This window comes from Vibrio renipiscarius, assembly GCF_000827885.1.
In the GTDB taxonomy this organism is placed as follows: Bacteria; Pseudomonadota; Gammaproteobacteria; order Enterobacterales; family Vibrionaceae; genus Vibrio; species Vibrio renipiscarius.
Genome location: NZ_JTKH01000025.1, coordinates 60,432 through 77,004, shown reverse-complemented (window position 1 = coordinate 77,004; position 16,573 = coordinate 60,432). Strand labels below are relative to the sequence as shown.

Below are 16,573 nucleotides of genomic sequence, written 5' to 3'. Positions count from 1 at the left end.
ACAAACACCATTATATGTCGATAGAGAAACATTTGAGTGTTTTAAGACATGATAAAGTGTCACTTATCGAAATTACTCGGTGCTAAAAAATTAAAAATAGCTGACGTGGTGAGAGAGACTGGCGTTAACCGCAGTACCGTTAATCGTTTATTTCACGAGACAAATCATCGCATCGATTTTGAAACGTTAGAAAAAATATGCCTGTATCTTGAATGTACTGTCGGAGAGTTGTTGGAAGTTCAAGTGGAATCAGAAGCGGATTAGCATTTCTAATATTGAGCTGATAATTTGGGACCATACCAAGTGAATTTAACGTAAATAGCGTTACAAACTGGGTATCTGAAACATTGTTACAAGCTCTCTAACTGACAGCCAATCTTTACTTTCTGTCTATTTTGAGCACAGGGAAATAGAAAACAACTATGGCTAGATAAAGCATGACATGCTTGAAGATGAGTTACTTCATATAGTTGAAGGGGTTAAATAGGCGATATGAGAGTGCTCATAGCCTATAATCTTATTCGGCTAGAAATAAATCGTATTGCGAAAGAAGCACAAGTAAGTCCATTCCGGATCAGCTTTGCGATGGCTCATCAAGATATTCGAGATGAACTCATGCCGTGCGCGATAGCGACACTGGGTTCAATCCCGAAAAACTAAGTGCAATGAGAGAAATAGTGAAACGTTACATAGCTCCAGAAAAGAAAAAACGGCCCAAATCAAGAACCGTTAGTATCAGTAGAAGCCATTATCCAGTTCGTTCTAAACACCTTAAGTAACAAGAGTTACCATCATAGGGATTATTTTTATGGATATACCCTATAAGTTAAGTTTGGCATTTGGGATAAGTCATAGACTTCAATTCTATTAACATGTTCAAATTTAACTAAATAAAACATGCCACATTGGTAGTTAAGCTTTCCGCTCGGTATTATTTCATTTAATTCAGCATAAGTAAAATCGCTTAACCCATCACATTTATTTGATGAAGCCATAGACACTGTAGATACAAATGAAATGGCAACTATTAATAATAACTTCATACGCCCTCCTTTTTATAATAAAACTAGGAGGGATTTGCACACATATCAATATGATATTTAAAATTAATTACCATTTGCATTTAATTATTAATCTATACATTTAGTTTTTTATTGTTGACGCTGTCGGAATAGCAGTTTACGGTTCCGTACGTACGCCAGTATCATTAAAGTATAGACGCTATGATTTAGGGCAGGAGATCAGCATAACCTCTAATCGCAACTGATAACACAGCTGTTGTGGTGTAGATCTCATCCATCGACACTTCAAATGCTGGATTAGCCCAAGACTCAAGCAAGCTCTCTGGCTCATAAAAGGTCTCCCTATCCCTAATAGTGCACGTGCATCTTTAATCGTTGTGACAAGCGGTGTTAAGAAATTATCGATATAACTTTGACGTGCAATTGCGTCACTCAATAACGCATGGTTGTTCCTATCAACTTCTGAAACACCACTTTGATCGCTACGGGGCATATCAAATGACCAGAGCGAAAGCATCACCTTAACGCCGACATCTTCAGCAATAACAAGGCTGATTTCATGCCGGCAATGATATTGGCTTGCGACGCTCCACAGGAAACTAGACCTCCGTCCCATGCAAGGGTTTTAGTAAGATTGGTGTGAGCCCACCAGCGAACTGTATTACCGCCAGCATCAACTACCCGTTGCATTAATTCACCAGCTTTGGTTTCATCAAGGCCGTTAACATAAAAACCTGCACCATCAACCATTCGGAAATTAGTAGAAGCCCCCTGCCCGGCTTGTATTTCGCGAGGTTGGTTGCTTGGGTCAACAGAACCATCACCGTAGTAGCCAGAATCACGGCCCAGTACCAATGCGGTACTCATAGCAAGAAGAGATAGTTTAAATATTACATCCCTTACTTAATGAATTTAATATCGTCGATAATAAATTCACCTTTGAATTCACCACCGTTTGGTTTGCCGTAGAATTGGAAACCCAACTCTTTAATGTCTGTCAATGGTGACGTTAATTTCCAAGTGACCGTTTTCCATTTATTAGGTTTGATATTGGTCCACTTAGCGTCGTTCCACTGCCATTTGGCATCTTTCATATAGAACTTACCGCCGGTGATTTTTGAGTCACGGGCACCTTGTGGTAACATCACTTTAAACGACACTTTGTTCGCACCTTCGGCTTTGTCTACCGGTAGCTTTAAGTAAACCTTTTTCTCACCCGCAGGCTCATCAATTTTCAGAGTAACTTGCTCGTCACCCTCGATACGGTTTAGGTATTTTGACTTACCAAAATCCGAACTTAACTTCATACCATCAAGGAATGCCATTCCCGGATAAACAAACTCAACCACGTTTTTACCCATGGCTTTTGCTGCCTTGTTGATACAATGCAGTGACTTATCTGAGTAGTCGAAAATCTGCCATGCCATACCGCCGGCATAACCGTTGTTAACCAATCGTGGGCATAGGTTTTGCTGCCCAACCGCATTATCAAAATAGTTGAAATCTGCCGGTTTATAACCATAAGGATCGACATAGAATTCGCCCATCACGATGGGTTTATCCAAATTCCAGAACTTAGCGTTATGGTAGAAAGGCGACCAAGTGCCTTTCTTATCCATATCGTCGTAATAATGCGGAGAATAAAAATCAAGCGGTGCATCTTCGCCGCCGTAAGCAATCATACGTTCATCTGAGTAGTAGTTAGTACCACCGTAACCATCAACCATGAACATAACTAAAGACTTAGAGCCCGTTGTAGTCATGACTTGCTTATCAAGCTGTTTAGATTTTTTATGTACGGCAGCACTTAGAACTGCTGTCGTTCTATGAATATCTTCATAAGTGACTTGATATTGACCTTTTAGGTTTTCTCGCTCAACAAACCAGCCTTCCGTCATATTTTCTGGCTCGTTGAATAGATCGATAGCAATCAGTGCAGGATGGCCAGCAACGCGATCGAGCAAAGGGTTTAGGAAATTATCAATATAGCTTTGACGAACGGCATCATCCGTTAAAAAATTGAAATTGTTGCCAGCTACATCATTCACACCGTGTTGGTTCAATGACAGCATATCGAACGACCATAACGTCGGCATAATGTATAAACCACGCTCTGCCGCTAGATCCAAAGCGCGTTCAATGTCATCAAAAGTTTGCTTTTGCTTGTCAGCAGAAGCGATTTTACCCCCATCCCAAAGTGGTGTTTGTGTGCCGTTCACGTGAATCCACCAACGGACCGAATTACCACCGTTCTTAACGATTTCATCAAAGATCTCAATGGTACGCGCTTCATTCAAGCCGTTACCGAAATCACGCGCATAATCGATCCAAGCGATATTGACTGCGTTTAAATAAACATCTTTACCTTGATAAGTCAGATAAGGTTTTGATGTACCTTGCCCTGTCGGCGCATCAAAAGATTGATATGGTTTAGGCGCAATGTCAGCCATTGCAATGGCTGATATCAGCGCTAATGAAGTAAGTGTAACTAGAGTGATTGGTCTCATATCATATCCGTTCAAAAATCATAAAAAAGGACATAGCTCTTTGTTACCAAAGAGCTATGTATTCACAATTACTTGTACATCTCTGGTATATTATTGATAAATAGAGATTTTTTATTATTATAAAACTCTACGAAGTTTGCGGCGTTCTTCTCTTGAGGATAAGCACCATAGTAATGGCCTTTCTTACCGTTCTCTTCGTTGTTGTTACGCCAAACTAATGCGTAGGAGATACGTGAGGTCTTTTCATTCGCCCAGATACCAGCAGCAAATCTCTCAGTCCAGAAGTTGTCTTCACGTACGCCCTCTTGCCCCCCCTCAGATAGCGCAGACACTTTACCTTTCTTGTCAGCAAGGTCAGTTAACTTCTCAAGACCTTCAACAAACAGAGCTTGCTGTTCGGCAACAGACTGGGTGTTCGATGGATGACCTAAGTCCCAATAGTTGTCGTAACCAATGATGTCGACATAAGCATCACCGGCGTAGCCATACTTGTAAGAGTTGTCGAAATCACTCATGTCTAGGCGTGAACGGTCCGGTGAGAATGCGTAAATCAGGTTGTTTTGACCTTTCTCATTCAGGTAGTCAACCGTGAATTTCCATAGTGCGATGTAGTCAGCTTCTGTTGTGTGGCCTTTACCCCACCAGAACCAGTCTCCGTTGTGTTCGTGCCATGGGCGAAAGATAATAGGGATCCAAACCTCTTTGCCATCTACGTCGACTTTAAGAGTTTCGTTGAAGGCAATGTATGAGTCCAAGTACGTCTTAAGCTTGTCGTTATGGTTACCTCCAGGGATCAATTCACGTACATAGGAGGTTTTTGCCCATGAGTGATGCTCATCAATTGGGCTGTACATGTGCCATGAAACAGTATTCACACCGCCCATTTCGAATGTTTCTTTAATGTAGTGTGCGTAATCAGAGAATTTCACACCATCTAAGTTCTTTTCGTTACCTAAACCAATACCCCCCATATCCGCACCAAACACGGCTGGGAAACTGCCGGTGACTTGTTTGATATCAGATTCAAGCGCGCCTCCTTCTGCGTAACCCCACCATTTAGCACCGTAGGCTAAAGAGTCTTCGTGGCCAAATAACACCTTATCGCCAAGGTTTGCAAGATTTTCATATAGAGCTTTAGTTTCAGTAGTCGCATTTTCATTGATTAATCCACCAGCCGCGAAAGCTGATAATGGAATAAAACCAAGTAGTGTCACAGCAAGTTTTTTTAACTTCATATTAGTACCGTTGTTATTTAAATAGCTATTTAACATCAAATTTAGTTTGCACTTATCCCTGGCAATAAAGCCATATCAAAAAATCAATCAAAAATAGCTATAGATTATTATTAGGTTGTTTGGGGTTTATTTAAAACCAAACTTCTGCTTGAACGCCAAATGTGAAAGCATTTTTCTCACCAGAAAATGAAGCACCGCCAGGTCCTGAATTACCTCCATATTTACCATTAACGTCGACCAATTCATCATCCCATGTTGCATATGTTGCAAATAAACGTAATTGTGGACGAATCCAATAGCCAGACTCGAGATGCAAAGTTGGTGCAACAGTAAATTTATGGAGACTACCTTTTGTATCAGCGTTGGCACTTGAGTCTTCATCTAGATATTCATAACCGTACTCTGTCTGTATCGAGAAGTACTGATTGACTTTGTACACAGGGCGTACACCAGCAGCAATCCACTTACGTTCGCCACCCTCACTGAGGTAATCATCATCTTGATGGAAAACAAATACTGGCATAAATGACCAGCTTTCAGTTTCCATCAAACCTGTGGCCATTACACGCATCGATGTATGGTCTTTATAGTTCCACTCACCCCACGCAAACTTAGAGAGGCTCGAACCCGCACTTAAGCCACTACCATATTGCAATGTAACTTCGCCATAGCCATTGTCACCAAAGCCAAAGAAATCTCCCCATCTAACCCAACCTAAGGTTGTTGCAAAGCCTTTATCAGCAGAACTCTCGCTCGTGTCCGAATTATCACGAGAAAGTGAGAAAAACTCTGCATAAATATCACCTTTACCATCACCTAAATCTATATCAAACCGGGGCTTTACGATAAAAGTATCGTTATAGCCCTCGCCTTCAATCATTCCGCCATTGCTGATACCACCGTCACGCCCCCAGGATGCAACATCGATATCAAACTTTACGTTTTCAAATAAAGGTATACCCCAGACTCCACCACCAGTACCATTTGCTTGGTGGTAATCCCAATCAAGAATATTAGACCCTCGGTTTTTCATGTAACGTTTACCAGCCCAGAAAGTCACTGAATCCGACAATGCTGGAATGCCCCCCATTTCCACATACGCTTCTCGAACAACAAAACCAGAGCTATCTGCGGCCCAGTCTGATGTATTTCTAGTTTCACTTTGGAAGCGTGTTGCAGCTTTTGCCCAAGCACCATCTTCATGTTCAAAGAGAATACTTGGATTAAGATCAACTTTTGTTTCGTTTTCATTACCTAGGCGGAAACGTCCCATATCAGTCAAGCGGATGCTATCTACACCACTAGTGCCATTTCCCCATAATGTTCCAGATTTAATATAACCATTAAACTCTAGCTCAGATATTTCGACTTGTGCCACTGCAGGAGTAGCCATAATAGCAAGGGCTAAAAAAGTACGTTTGATTTTCATAAATTTCTACTTAACCTTATATTTATTTATAGAAACAAATACCGTATAAACAAGTCGACTTGAAAGTATGATTTTAATCATACAGAAGTTAAGCGCATCCAATTTCATACCTATAACTTCAACATCGACTCGAAACAAATAATATACATATACTTAAGCATTTAAAAGTATATAGTTTTATTTAATTCGCTTTATGTGACATCAGTTAAGGATTTAATTGCATTTATTCCAAGCACCATATTTTTTTATTTATAAAAGTTAAAAATAAAAAAACGCCACACGAAGTGGCGCTTTTTATTTTTTAACTTTTCCCGATTTAAACGTTGAAACTTCCCGAAATTGATAACTCCTTAAACCACAAGCCGTGCTTCTTCGGTATACGATTACCTGTCTCTAAGTCTAGGCGATAAAATCCATAACGTCGCTTAAAGGAATTAGTCCACGACCAGTTGTCAATAAAGGTCCACTGGTGGACTCCAAAGCAATTTGCTCCATCTTCCAGTGCACGATGCAACTGGATTAAATGCTCCTTCATTAAGTCTGTGCGGAATGTGTCGTCAATAATCCCGTCACTTCCAGGCTTACCTTCAGACTCTTCATCCATCGCTATTCCTATTTCCGCAAGGAACCAAGGGATGTTTCCGTAGTTATCCTTAACATTTATTGCAATATCATGGATAGCCGTTGGTAAGATCTCATTGTTATCACGGTATGGATTAAAACGTCCTTCAGGGTTAATGTAATTCTCAAAGTAATACTCTGGCGTGAAGTAATCTAAATCATAGGCCACTTCACGAGCTTTAACCCTTCGAGGTACATAATAGTTTACGCCTAAAAAGTCAATTTTCGCTGATGTAATGTAATCTATCTCTTCAGAAGTCGTTTCTGGAGTAACACCATGCTCAGCAAAAATCTCACAAAGCTCTTGGGGGATCTCGTTCTTTACCATTGGGTCAAGAAAACTGCGATTAAATAGGAGGTCTGCATACCACGCAGCTTTTTTATCTTCTTCTCGTTCATCACGCGTGTATGATGGAGTTAAATTAAGCACAACACCAATTTTTGATTCTTTAAGTTCAAGTTTATGAAACTCTTTTACCGCTTTCGCATGCGCTAGAATGATGTTGTAACCCACTTGTACCGCAAGTTTACCGTCTTTTTTGCAAGGGTAGTGGAAGTCGTACAGATACCCCCCCTCTACAGGGACAATCGGCTCATTGAAGGTAATCCAGTACTTTACTTTGTTACCAAAAATCTGGAATGCCTTAACCGCGTAATCCACATAAAGATCAACTACTTTTTTTGATTCAAAGCCACCGTATTTTTTCTGTAGCTCTGCAGGCATATCAAAGTGATAGAGATTCATCATAGGTTCTATACCATTTGTAATCATCTCATCTAAGTAGTTGTTATAAAATTGGACCGCATCTTGACATACTTCGCCAGTTTCATAATCTTTAATCAGCCGTGACCACTGAATTGAAGTACGGAATGAGTTGAAGCCAACTTTTTTCATCAGCTGCACATCTTCCTCATAACGGTGGTAAGTATCGGTGACTTTATCAGATCCGATACCACGGAAGAAACGTTCCGGAGACTCACGATGCCAAAGATCCCAAATAGAATCATTAGCCTTATTCGTACGACCCTCGGTCTGAATGCCAGATGCTGCCGCGCCCCATTTAAAATCTTTGGGAAATACATATTTTGTCATTTAAGAACCTTGCCTATTCAAATAATGTTTCAAAGCTCCAACTAAGTTTGCATCATTGCCAAACTCGGAAACTTCAAGATTTGGACGGATACGCGCAACAGGAAGTACTGCGAGCATGCTGTCGAGTGTTTTGTTTAAAAGGTCGATAAGGTCATTTCGTTGGCTAATTGCACCACCAATAATAATTACTTCTGGATCGACGCTATATTGAATGTTGTAAATCCCTGTAGCTAAGTATTTCAACCACTTATCGACGACAGCGATGACTTCACTATGATTTTCATCGTACATCTCGAAGACTTTTAGCCCGTTCAAAGAATCTACTGGAACTCCCAACTTGTCTGCAGTCATTACTACAAGCGCATGTGTAGATGCTAAATGACCTAAAATTACAGGTTGATCGTCTTGGTAATCCATTATCATGTAACCAAACTCTCCTCCATGAAGGTGGTGACCTTTCATAACGGAATGCTGAGTAACAATCGCGCCACCAACGCCAGTGCCAATGACTAATAGACAAAAATGATCGGAGTGCTTGCCCTTACCGATCCAAGATTCAGCAAGTGCTGCACAGCAAGCATCATTTTCCAATTCGACTGGCACATTGAAACGTTCGTTGTATAGGGCCTTGACATCTATGTCGTGAATATACGGAAGTGCGCTTGAACCATGGATGATGCCGCTATCAACATCAACTGCCCCACAACTACTAATGGCGATTCCTTGAACATTAAATTCATTTCGATATTTATCGAAGTGTGGGGCAAACATATCTAGCCAGCTATCGTATGAATCGACTTGGCTTGACAATGAAAATTGCCTCATTATCTGAGCGTTGCTATTCATCACCGCACATTTGACAGAACTGCCACCGAAATCGAGTACAATATAATTCATAAATAAATATACTTAAAAAAAGATAACCATATGGTTTTTCGTCGTTATAACAAAAATTTTTTATAGCGCATTCAAAAATGCTGCGCCTCGAACTCCGGAAGAGTCCCCATGGCAATTTTTAACAACTTTTGTCGTAACAGACTTTGTGAATGTATATGCGTGCAGCTTGTCTTGAACCTTTGCATAAATCTCATCAACATTCGACATCCCTCCCCCCAGAACAATAACCTCTGGGTCTACGAAATTGACAATAGAACCAAGTGTCCGCGCTAGTTGATCGCAATAGACGTCAAAATGCTCTTGCGCTTTACTATCGCCAGCACGAACCATTTCGATAATCTGTTTAGAGTCAGCTTCAAAATACTTTTGACTGAATGTACGAGCAAAGCCAGTGCCTGAAACAAAACTCTCTGTACAGTTCATCGACCCGCAGTAACATTTCACTGCTTTACCATCGATGTCAGGATTGAAATTTGGAAGGGGGTTATGACCAATTTCGCCTCCTAGCTTATTCGATCCGGTCACCAATTTCTGGTTTATCACGATACCAGAACCGCAACCAGTCCCAATAATAACTGCCATACAAGATTGCTCTGCATCTATTGCTGCACCATCTTTAAATTCTGATAGCGCTAGACAATCCGCATCATTTGCAATGGCGACATCAACGTCAGTTCTTGAACGTAAGTCGCCAATAAAGTCTTGACCATTTAAAACTGTGACATTGGCCCCTTGCATTAGTCCGTCATGCCCAACTGAACCACAACATCCAATGCCGATAGATTCAATTTTCCCGTGCGCCGCTACTTTATCAATCACCAACATCACTGAATCTATAAAAGCCGCATAACTTTCTTTGTTTGTTGGCTCTCTATGTTTAATAACGGTTTCATATACGTCCGAGCCTGCAAGCTTGACTAGGCCTATACCCTCTATTTTTGTACCACCAATATCTAAACCTACAATCATTTTAAACCTCAAAAATCGCTTGGCGAGAAAAGCCGTTCAACTGATTGGCCTTATGCGAGTTTATTTCATTCAGAGTGACAAATTCATAGCCACATTGTTGCAGCATAGGAATCACTATCTTCAATGCCCTCAAAATACTGTTTGACTTTTCATTCCCGTCTAAGTGACAACGAATAACACTGTTAGCAGTAACATTCGTCATTATTCTCCCAACAATATTCTCTACCTTTGCTGACTCGGTACTACTGTCTGTTGAATCTACATTCCAAAAAATAGGAGTCAGACCATAGTCGATAAGATATGCACATTGCTCATTGCAAATTGAACCAAATGGAGGACGGTAATAATTAACCATTTGTCCAGTTACTGCTTTTAAAGCTTCTGTACACCTATGAACTTGTTCGATAAATTCACTAAAGTCGAGTAACGTCGAATCGAGGTAGTCATAATGATTACCACCGATGAGATGCCCACCTCTTTGTAAACACTTAATCACGTCTTCCGCTTGCTTTATATATGAACCTAAAACAAAGAAAGAGCCTTTAGCTTTGTGCTGATTTAGCAAACCTAAAAGCTTAATGGTTAACTCTGGTTCACAACCGTCAAAAGTAAGTGCTAGCTTCATCTGACTCCCCTAAGAACATATTAATAGCTACTCGAATCCATTATCGTTTGAAACTTGAGCAAACCACTGACCAGACTTTTTCATTCTACGAGCCTGTGTTTCGAGATCGAGTTCAATCCATCCATAGCGATTCTTATATGCGTTACACCATGACCAGCAGTCAATAAACGTCCATAAGTGATAACCTTTACAGTTAGCCCCCTCATCAATAGCTTTATGTAACCATGACAGATGTTCTTTCACAAATTCAATACGATAATCATCTTGTATCTGAAAGCTTTCAGCACGGAATTTTTCTTCTCCCTCTACCCCCATGCCATTTTCTGAAACAAACCACGGGATATTGTTATAGTTATCTTTCAGATTAATAGCGATGTCATACATGGCCTCCTCATATATCTCCCAGCCACGATGAGGGTTCATCTTTCTACCCGGCATTTCGTAAGGCTCAAAGAACCACTCTGGCATAAATAATGCGTCAGGGTGTGGGGCATATCGAGGTGCTTGCACGCGCCGAGGAAAGTAAAAATTAACCCCTAACAAATCAACTACACCTGCTTTGATTATCTCCAGATCTCCATCGTGGCACCCAGGCAATTGCCCGTATTCACTGAGTAACGTAACAAGTTCGCTTGGATATTCGCCTTTAGTCACAGGATCTAAAAATGAGCGATTAAATAATAAATCTGCACGTTCTGCTGCTAACAAATCAGCTTGGTTTTGTGATCGTGGGTATGATGGTGTAAGATTTAAAATAATGCCTATCTCACCTTTCAAACCTAAACTACGATATGCGATAACAGCCTTTGAATGAGCAACCAAGGTGTTGTGTGCCACTGTTGCAGCACGTTTAAAATCGACAATATTTGGGTAATGGAAATCATAGAGGTAGCCGCCTTCTACAGGAACAATTGGCTCATTGTGTGTAAACCACTTCACCACCCGATCACCAAATAATACAAAGCACGTCTTGGCATAGTTAGCGTAAGCATCAACTACCTCTCTTGACTCCCATCCTCCTTTTTCTTGCATGCACAATGGCATATCAAAGTGATAAAGGTTGATAAACGGCTCAATTCCCTGCTCTATTAATTCGTCAATTACATTGCTATAAAAATCGACAGCTTCTTGATTAATTTCACCATCACCGCTTGGTATAAGTCGAGACCATGCTATAGATGTTCTGAAAGAGTTGTGGCCAAGCTCTTTCATTAGAGCAATGTCGTCTCTCCAATTTTCATAGAACGTCGAAGCGTCAGCGCAACCAACACCATTATGGAAACGTTCAGGTTGAATTGCATGCCAATGGTCCCAAATACTCGCTGACTTCCCACCTTTTAGGGAGGAACCTTCAGATTGCGCAGCCGATGTTGCAGACCCCCACCAAAAGCCTTGAGGAAATATCTTCATATATGTAACCTTCTGATAGCTATTAAAAGCCTCTACTTACGCTTGATTTATGACCTTAACGCTGCTCTAAGCTCCGCCATTTCTTCTCTAATAGAGATAATTTCGAATGCAATTTCTTTTGCCAACATACCCGTCATAATATGATCTTGAATGTGCGTAAGAATAAGAGTCATTGGCACCTTTCCTTCACCTTCATCGAAGCCAATGAGTGCTGTCTGGGTCTTATGTACTTCCGTGAATGCTTCCTCTGCTTGCTCAATAAGCTGCTTAGCAACTTCAAATTCACCTTGTCGTGCTTTTATCATTGCTTCTTTTGAAGCCGATTCTCCCATTGCGGCTTGTGTTAAAAGCATCATTAGAAATTCTTCTGAAATATCTTCGACTGCATTAATTTCAAATTGTTCTGACATCTTGAGTCCTCTTTTTCAACCGTAATAAATTTTACTTAAAACATCCCCGTGACCTCAATTATCTGAGGCCCAATGTTTTAAATAAAAACTATCAAGTTATAGGAGAGGGAAAGATATTCCCTCTCCTCGCTTAGATTACGCTGTTAGTGGTTGAGTCGTTGATTGTGCCTGCTGTTGGGCAGCGGCCATTTTCGCTTCTTCTTCGAGTAACTGCTTTTCATGAATCTTCATGAATGGGTACCAAATTGCAGTCGCAATGACATAGTTTACTAGCACTGTAACAACAGCAATTACTGACCAGTTAGTCGCCCACGCCGCACCTAATGGTGTCGGGGCAGTCCATGGTGGAATAGCAATAATACGATGCATTAGCTCCAGCTTGAACATTGCCCATGTGAAGATACCGCATGCCTGGGGCACCAAAATCCAAGGGATAAAGTATGTCGGATTCATTACTATTGGTGTACCGAAAGAAACCGGCTCATTGATATTGAACATACCTGGAATCAAGGACATTTTACCTATCGCTCTTAAGTGAGCTGCTTTTGATCGCAAGAACATCAGAACGAGAACAAATGTAGCACCAGAGCCTCCGGCCATCATAAAAAAATCAAGCATTGGCTGAGCAAAGATCGCTGGTAATTGAGTGCCTTCGACGCCAGCTGCAAGCGCTTCTTGATTAGTAGTAAGATTAGCAAGAACGAACGGCGCGATAATTCCACCTGTAATTAGAGAGCCATGCACACCTGCCCACCACAAAACTTGGGCAATAAATGATACAAGTAGCAATGCTGGTAGCGTGTCGGATGCAGATACCAGTGGTTTAAATAACTCCATAATTGCCTGTGGAATAATAAAACCGGTTTGAGACTGGACATATAAATTCAGAGGATAAATCGTCACAATAACGATTAAAATTGGAATGAATAGGTCAAATGACTCACGTACTTTTTCAGGTACTTGAGTAGGTAATTTAAACCCAATGTTATGCTTTTTAAGAAAATGCATCAGCTCTGGAACGAAAATACCTACAAGAAGTCCAGTAAATATACCAGCCCCCCCCATATATGCCATTTCAAGTTTTCCTTCAGTCACAGGTGCGGAAATCATTAAAAATGTCGATAATGAGAGCACACCCGCTAGCAGAGGACTCTTGATTGTCTTATCATAGGACTTCGCTAGATTGTAACCCAAACCTGTTACAATCCAGAGAGTCATGATACCCATTGTAAAATTAAACGGATGTAGGATTTCATCTCGATAGTCACGCGCAAACGTCGCCCATACGTTTGTTGCATTCTCTCCAAATGGAGGAAAAGCGATTACAAGCAGAAAAGATCCTACAATAATAAAAGGAATTGCGGTCACAAAAGCATCACGTATTGCACATATATGACGTTGAGCGCCGACTTTTCCAGCAATTGGAGCAACAACATTCTCTAAGAATGTAAAAAATTTATTTTGATTAGACATAGCCTGTGTCTCAATTAATTTATTATTAAAAGCTGCTCCCCACGAGCAGCTTTATTTTTTATAGCGCCAATGCCGCATCTAGAACCGCTGCACCATTCAACATCCCGTATTCCATCATACCAATCTGCCCGCACTTAACGCCTTTCTCGGCGCAGATACCACTTAAGCGTTCAAACTCGTATTTGATTTGTGGCGCAACCATGCAAATCTCATATTGATCCACCACATCTGCAAACTCAGAGATAGAATAAGCTTTAATTTCCGCCTCCATGCCTTTGTTATTCGCAGCGTCGCGCATTTTGTTCACAACCATTGATGTCGACATACCAGCAGAACAAACTAGAAAGATTTTTTTTACCATTTTGATTTCCCCTATTTTCGTAATTCATTTGATTATTGAGAACGCATTCTTGGTTCTAGTGATTATCTCAATAACTTCATATTTCGATTGTAATAGACCAGATCTCATCTCTTAGGTGAAGCTAGATTCTGCAAAAACATTACCTTCGTCACACTAAAAATATAGTTTTAAAAATAAAACAGCATAGTTATTGATTTAAAAACCATATGGTTTATTATTTAGGTTAACAAATGAGCCATATTGAGCAGAATGGGGATCGGTGTCATATAAACGCGGTTACGTTATTCAGGTTTGAATGGACAAAGAGTTTAATATTTGTTAAACGCTATAGTAGTAAACCTAATAACGGGAAATGGCATGGTCAAATACCTTGAAATATATGAAACCATCAAAGATCGAATTTTACATGGTAAGTACGAAAGCAACGTAAAGTTACCAGACGGTACTTCTTTAGCAAATGAATTTGGTTGTAGTGAACTTACCATCAAAAAAGCTTTAGATATCTTGGTTCATGACGGGTTCGTTGTGCGCAAAAGAGGCTCGGGATCGTTTGTTAAACGTCCACTGAGCACCCAAGCGCCGAAACACCTTTACGGAACCAAAGCTAATGCTGCAGCGACAGGACAAAAACTCGAAACTAGAGTACTAAATTACTCCGTTGAACCTGCAACTGATTTTCTTGCTGACAGACTCAACTGCATTGAAGGTGATATGCTTTACCACATCATTCGAGTTCGAGTTTCTGATGGAGAACCTAATGTTATTGAAGACACCTATATGCCAATCAATATCATCACGGGACTTTCAAAAAAGCATGTAGAAAATTCAATATACGAATATATTAACTCTTCTTTAGGGTTAAAAATTCATAGTTCAACAATGGAAATCACTATAACTAAAGCTGGTGAAATTGAAAGTGAAAACCTCTTATTAAAACTTGATGATAGTGTAGTTAATGTTGAACAGGTTGTTTATTTAGATAATGGTGAGATATTTGAATATTCAAATGTCAAACATCGTTGTGATATGTTTAAATTTGCAACAAATTTCATAAAAATATAACATCATCTTTATTTTGCTCCAAATATAGCTTAGTAAAATTTCAATATATTCTGGCTCTGTCATACCCCCGTATACAGAGCTTTTTTTATCTTTGGAGATTATTATGTACAACTCTAAATCTTTCTTTAAACTAACAAATTCAATTCAAAACTACCCTTGGGGTAGCAACACATCAATCCCGGAACTTTTTAATATTCAAAACCCTGATGATAAGCCATTTGCAGAAATTTGGATGGGAGCACACCCAAAGGCTAGTTCTGAAATCAACATAGACCAAAACGCCCTACTACTACGCGATTTCATTACTGAGAATATCCATAGTTCTTTAGGAGAGCCCACAGCAACACAATTTGGTGAGTTACCATATTTATTCAAAGTATTATCAGCAAAACAAGCCTTATCAATTCAAGTCCACCCTAGTAAAAAAGACGCCAAGCTGGGATTTGACAGAGAGAACCAGGCCAAGCTACACATCGATGCGTTTGAGCGAAACTACAAAGATGCAAACCATAAGCCCGAACTTGTTTACGCACTAACGCCTTTTCTTGCAATGAATGGATTTAGATTGTTTGAAGATATTGCTCAGCAATTCCGAAAGGTCAACATTGAAGAACTTAAAAATGAGCTTAGCGCATTCGAAGAATCAAAAAATGACCGCGGACTATGCTCTCTATTCACTCAACTATTGAGTTTGGAAGGCGAACGGAAAGAACTGGTTCTAATTGAGTTATTGCAATGGTCAAAAAATAACGATGATAAACTCGCTAAAATCATTTTAGAACTTAATGAGGTCTATCCAAATGATGTAGGTTTGCTAGCGCCACTATTTCTAAATGTAATTTTATTAGCGCCTGGTGAAGCAATGTTCCTTGATGCAGGTACTCCTCACGCTTATTTAAAAGGAACCGCCCTTGAAATTATGGCTAACTCAGACAATGTTCTAAGAGCTGGCTTAACTCCCAAATATATTGACGTTACTGAACTGGTAAGTTCTTGCCTGTTTGTACCACTCAAAAAAGAAAACATTTTAACTCAAGCTGTCATCAATAATTGTGAGTATTCCTTCCCTATTCCTGTCGATGACTTTGCTTTTTCTATTTATAAATGTCCCAAAAATCATACTGTAAACATGGATCGCGCAGAAATACTCTTTGCTATCGACGCCGATGTTACGGTGACTGATACAAATAACCAATGTATTACTATCGGAAAAGGAGAATCTATTTTTATCCCATTTTCCACAAACTCCTACTCGATCACGAGTCGAGGAGATATCGCACGCGCTTACTAGCAAATTATCGTAAATGTGAGACATCTGCTCATGTTCTTTAGCTCCTTGATTGCTGGTCACAAACTTGGATATATTGAACATGAACCTTCTTCGAGCATAGCCTTAATACTAGAAGATGTTTTTTTGGGGAAAATAAAATGATAAAAGTCGATGCTATCGCATCGACTT

At 40.1% G+C, this 16,573-nt stretch carries 16 protein-coding genes; 3 read left to right on the top strand and 13 right to left on the bottom strand.

What is annotated here, in order from left to right:
- Positions 1 to 48: 48 nt before the first annotated feature.
- Entirely contained in the window at positions 49 to 264 is a 216-nt protein-coding gene (locus OJ16_RS18665) for a helix-turn-helix domain-containing protein (RefSeq protein ID WP_040992886.1), read from the top strand.
- Between the two features lie 542 nt (positions 265 to 806).
- Here the strand turns inward: OJ16_RS18665 and OJ16_RS18660 are convergent.
- The 13 genes from OJ16_RS18660 to OJ16_RS18600 all read right to left on the bottom strand — a co-directional run bounded on the left by OJ16_RS18660 (position 807) and on the right by OJ16_RS18600 (position 14,052).
- The gene (locus tag OJ16_RS18660) at positions 807 to 1,043 is read right to left on the bottom strand and encodes a hypothetical protein (protein WP_040992884.1); all 237 of its coding nucleotides are present in this window, start codon (positions 1,041 to 1,043) and stop codon (positions 807 to 809) included.
- 495 nt (positions 1,044 to 1,538) lie between these two features.
- Entirely contained in the window at positions 1,539 to 1,889 is a 351-nt protein-coding gene (locus OJ16_RS18655; protein ID WP_040992882.1) for a hypothetical protein, read from the bottom strand.
- 32 nt (positions 1,890 to 1,921) lie between these two features.
- Positions 1,922 to 3,529: a cellulase family glycosylhydrolase gene (locus OJ16_RS18650; RefSeq protein ID WP_040992880.1), complete on the bottom strand. Its 1,608-nt coding sequence runs from the start codon at positions 3,527 to 3,529 to the stop codon at positions 1,922 to 1,924.
- Positions 3,530 to 3,597: 68 nt separating this feature from the next.
- Positions 3,598 to 4,764 (bottom strand): glycoside hydrolase family 26 protein, encoded by a 1,167-nt coding sequence (locus OJ16_RS18645; protein WP_160289875.1) that lies wholly within the window; start codon positions 4,762 to 4,764, stop codon positions 3,598 to 3,600.
- Between the two features lie 130 nt (positions 4,765 to 4,894).
- Entirely contained in the window at positions 4,895 to 6,193 is a 1,299-nt protein-coding gene (locus OJ16_RS19650; RefSeq protein WP_052810350.1) for a carbohydrate porin, read from the bottom strand.
- A gap of 316 nt (positions 6,194 to 6,509) precedes the next feature.
- Positions 6,510 to 7,907, bottom strand: coding sequence for a glycoside hydrolase family 1 protein (locus OJ16_RS18635; protein WP_040992879.1), 1,398 nt, complete (start codon positions 7,905 to 7,907; stop codon positions 6,510 to 6,512).
- On the bottom strand, positions 7,908 to 8,804 hold the full coding sequence (locus OJ16_RS18630; RefSeq protein ID WP_040992877.1) for an ROK family protein: 897 nt from the start codon (positions 8,802 to 8,804) through the stop codon (positions 7,908 to 7,910).
- 60 nt (positions 8,805 to 8,864) lie between these two features.
- Positions 8,865 to 9,773: an ROK family protein gene (locus OJ16_RS18625; RefSeq protein ID WP_040992875.1), complete on the bottom strand. Its 909-nt coding sequence runs from the start codon at positions 9,771 to 9,773 to the stop codon at positions 8,865 to 8,867.
- 1 nt (position 9,774) lies between these two features.
- Entirely contained in the window at positions 9,775 to 10,398 is a 624-nt protein-coding gene (locus tag OJ16_RS18620; RefSeq protein WP_040992873.1) for a polysaccharide deacetylase family protein, read from the bottom strand.
- 27 nt (positions 10,399 to 10,425) lie between these two features.
- Positions 10,426 to 11,808 carry a glycoside hydrolase family 1 protein gene (locus OJ16_RS18615; protein WP_040992871.1) on the bottom strand — a complete coding sequence of 461 codons (1,383 nt, stop codon included), beginning with the start codon at positions 11,806 to 11,808 and terminating at the stop codon, positions 10,426 to 10,428.
- A gap of 47 nt (positions 11,809 to 11,855) precedes the next feature.
- Positions 11,856 to 12,218 carry a PTS lactose/cellobiose transporter subunit IIA gene (locus OJ16_RS18610; RefSeq protein WP_040992869.1) on the bottom strand — a complete coding sequence of 121 codons (363 nt, stop codon included), beginning with the start codon at positions 12,216 to 12,218 and terminating at the stop codon, positions 11,856 to 11,858.
- A 135-nt stretch (positions 12,219 to 12,353) separates the two neighbouring features.
- Positions 12,354 to 13,691 carry a PTS sugar transporter subunit IIC gene (locus OJ16_RS18605; protein ID WP_040992867.1) on the bottom strand — a complete coding sequence of 446 codons (1,338 nt, stop codon included), beginning with the start codon at positions 13,689 to 13,691 and terminating at the stop codon, positions 12,354 to 12,356.
- 58 nt (positions 13,692 to 13,749) lie between these two features.
- Positions 13,750 to 14,052: a PTS sugar transporter subunit IIB gene (locus tag OJ16_RS18600; protein ID WP_040992865.1), complete on the bottom strand. Its 303-nt coding sequence runs from the start codon at positions 14,050 to 14,052 to the stop codon at positions 13,750 to 13,752.
- Positions 14,053 to 14,409: 357 nt separating this feature from the next.
- On the opposite strand from OJ16_RS18600, the gene OJ16_RS18595 reads away from it, so the two are divergent.
- Positions 14,410 to 15,114, top strand: a complete 705-nt coding sequence (locus tag OJ16_RS18595) for a GntR family transcriptional regulator (protein ID WP_040992863.1) — start codon at positions 14,410 to 14,412, stop codon at positions 15,112 to 15,114.
- A 91-nt stretch (positions 15,115 to 15,205) separates the two neighbouring features.
- Positions 15,206 to 16,405, top strand: a complete 1,200-nt coding sequence (gene manA, locus OJ16_RS18590) for a mannose-6-phosphate isomerase, class I (RefSeq protein WP_408063511.1) — start codon at positions 15,206 to 15,208, stop codon at positions 16,403 to 16,405.
- Positions 16,406 to 16,573: the final 168 nt, after the last annotated feature.

Excerpts from the sequence above, each read along its gene's own strand:
- OJ16_RS18665 (WP_040992886.1), top strand. The coding sequence starts at position 49 with ATGATAAAGTGTCACTTATCGAAATTACTCGGTGCTAAAAAATTAAAA.
- OJ16_RS18660 (WP_040992884.1), bottom strand. The coding sequence starts at position 1,043 with ATGAAGTTATTATTAATAGTTGCCATTTCATTTGTATCTACAGTGTCT.
- OJ16_RS18655 (WP_040992882.1), bottom strand. The coding sequence starts at position 1,889 with ATGAGTACCGCATTGGTACTGGGCCGTGATTCTGGCTACTACGGTGAT.
- OJ16_RS18650 (WP_040992880.1), bottom strand. The coding sequence starts at position 3,529 with ATGAGACCAATCACTCTAGTTACACTTACTTCATTAGCGCTGATATCA.
- OJ16_RS18645 (WP_160289875.1), bottom strand. The coding sequence starts at position 4,764 with ATGAAGTTAAAAAAACTTGCTGTGACACTACTTGGTTTTATTCCATTA.
- OJ16_RS19650 (WP_052810350.1), bottom strand. The coding sequence starts at position 6,193 with ATGAAAATCAAACGTACTTTTTTAGCCCTTGCTATTATGGCTACTCCT.
- OJ16_RS18635 (WP_040992879.1), bottom strand. The coding sequence starts at position 7,907 with ATGACAAAATATGTATTTCCCAAAGATTTTAAATGGGGCGCGGCAGCA.
- OJ16_RS18630 (WP_040992877.1), bottom strand. The coding sequence starts at position 8,804 with ATGAATTATATTGTACTCGATTTCGGTGGCAGTTCTGTCAAATGTGCG.
- OJ16_RS18625 (WP_040992875.1), bottom strand. The coding sequence starts at position 9,773 with ATGATTGTAGGTTTAGATATTGGTGGTACAAAAATAGAGGGTATAGGC.
- OJ16_RS18620 (WP_040992873.1), bottom strand. The coding sequence starts at position 10,398 with ATGAAGCTAGCACTTACTTTTGACGGTTGTGAACCAGAGTTAACCATT.
- OJ16_RS18615 (WP_040992871.1), bottom strand. The coding sequence starts at position 11,808 with ATGAAGATATTTCCTCAAGGCTTTTGGTGGGGGTCTGCAACATCGGCT.
- OJ16_RS18610 (WP_040992869.1), bottom strand. The coding sequence starts at position 12,218 with ATGTCAGAACAATTTGAAATTAATGCAGTCGAAGATATTTCAGAAGAA.
- OJ16_RS18605 (WP_040992867.1), bottom strand. The coding sequence starts at position 13,691 with ATGTCTAATCAAAATAAATTTTTTACATTCTTAGAGAATGTTGTTGCT.
- OJ16_RS18600 (WP_040992865.1), bottom strand. The coding sequence starts at position 14,052 with ATGGTAAAAAAAATCTTTCTAGTTTGTTCTGCTGGTATGTCGACATCA.
- OJ16_RS18595 (WP_040992863.1), top strand. The coding sequence starts at position 14,410 with ATGGTCAAATACCTTGAAATATATGAAACCATCAAAGATCGAATTTTA.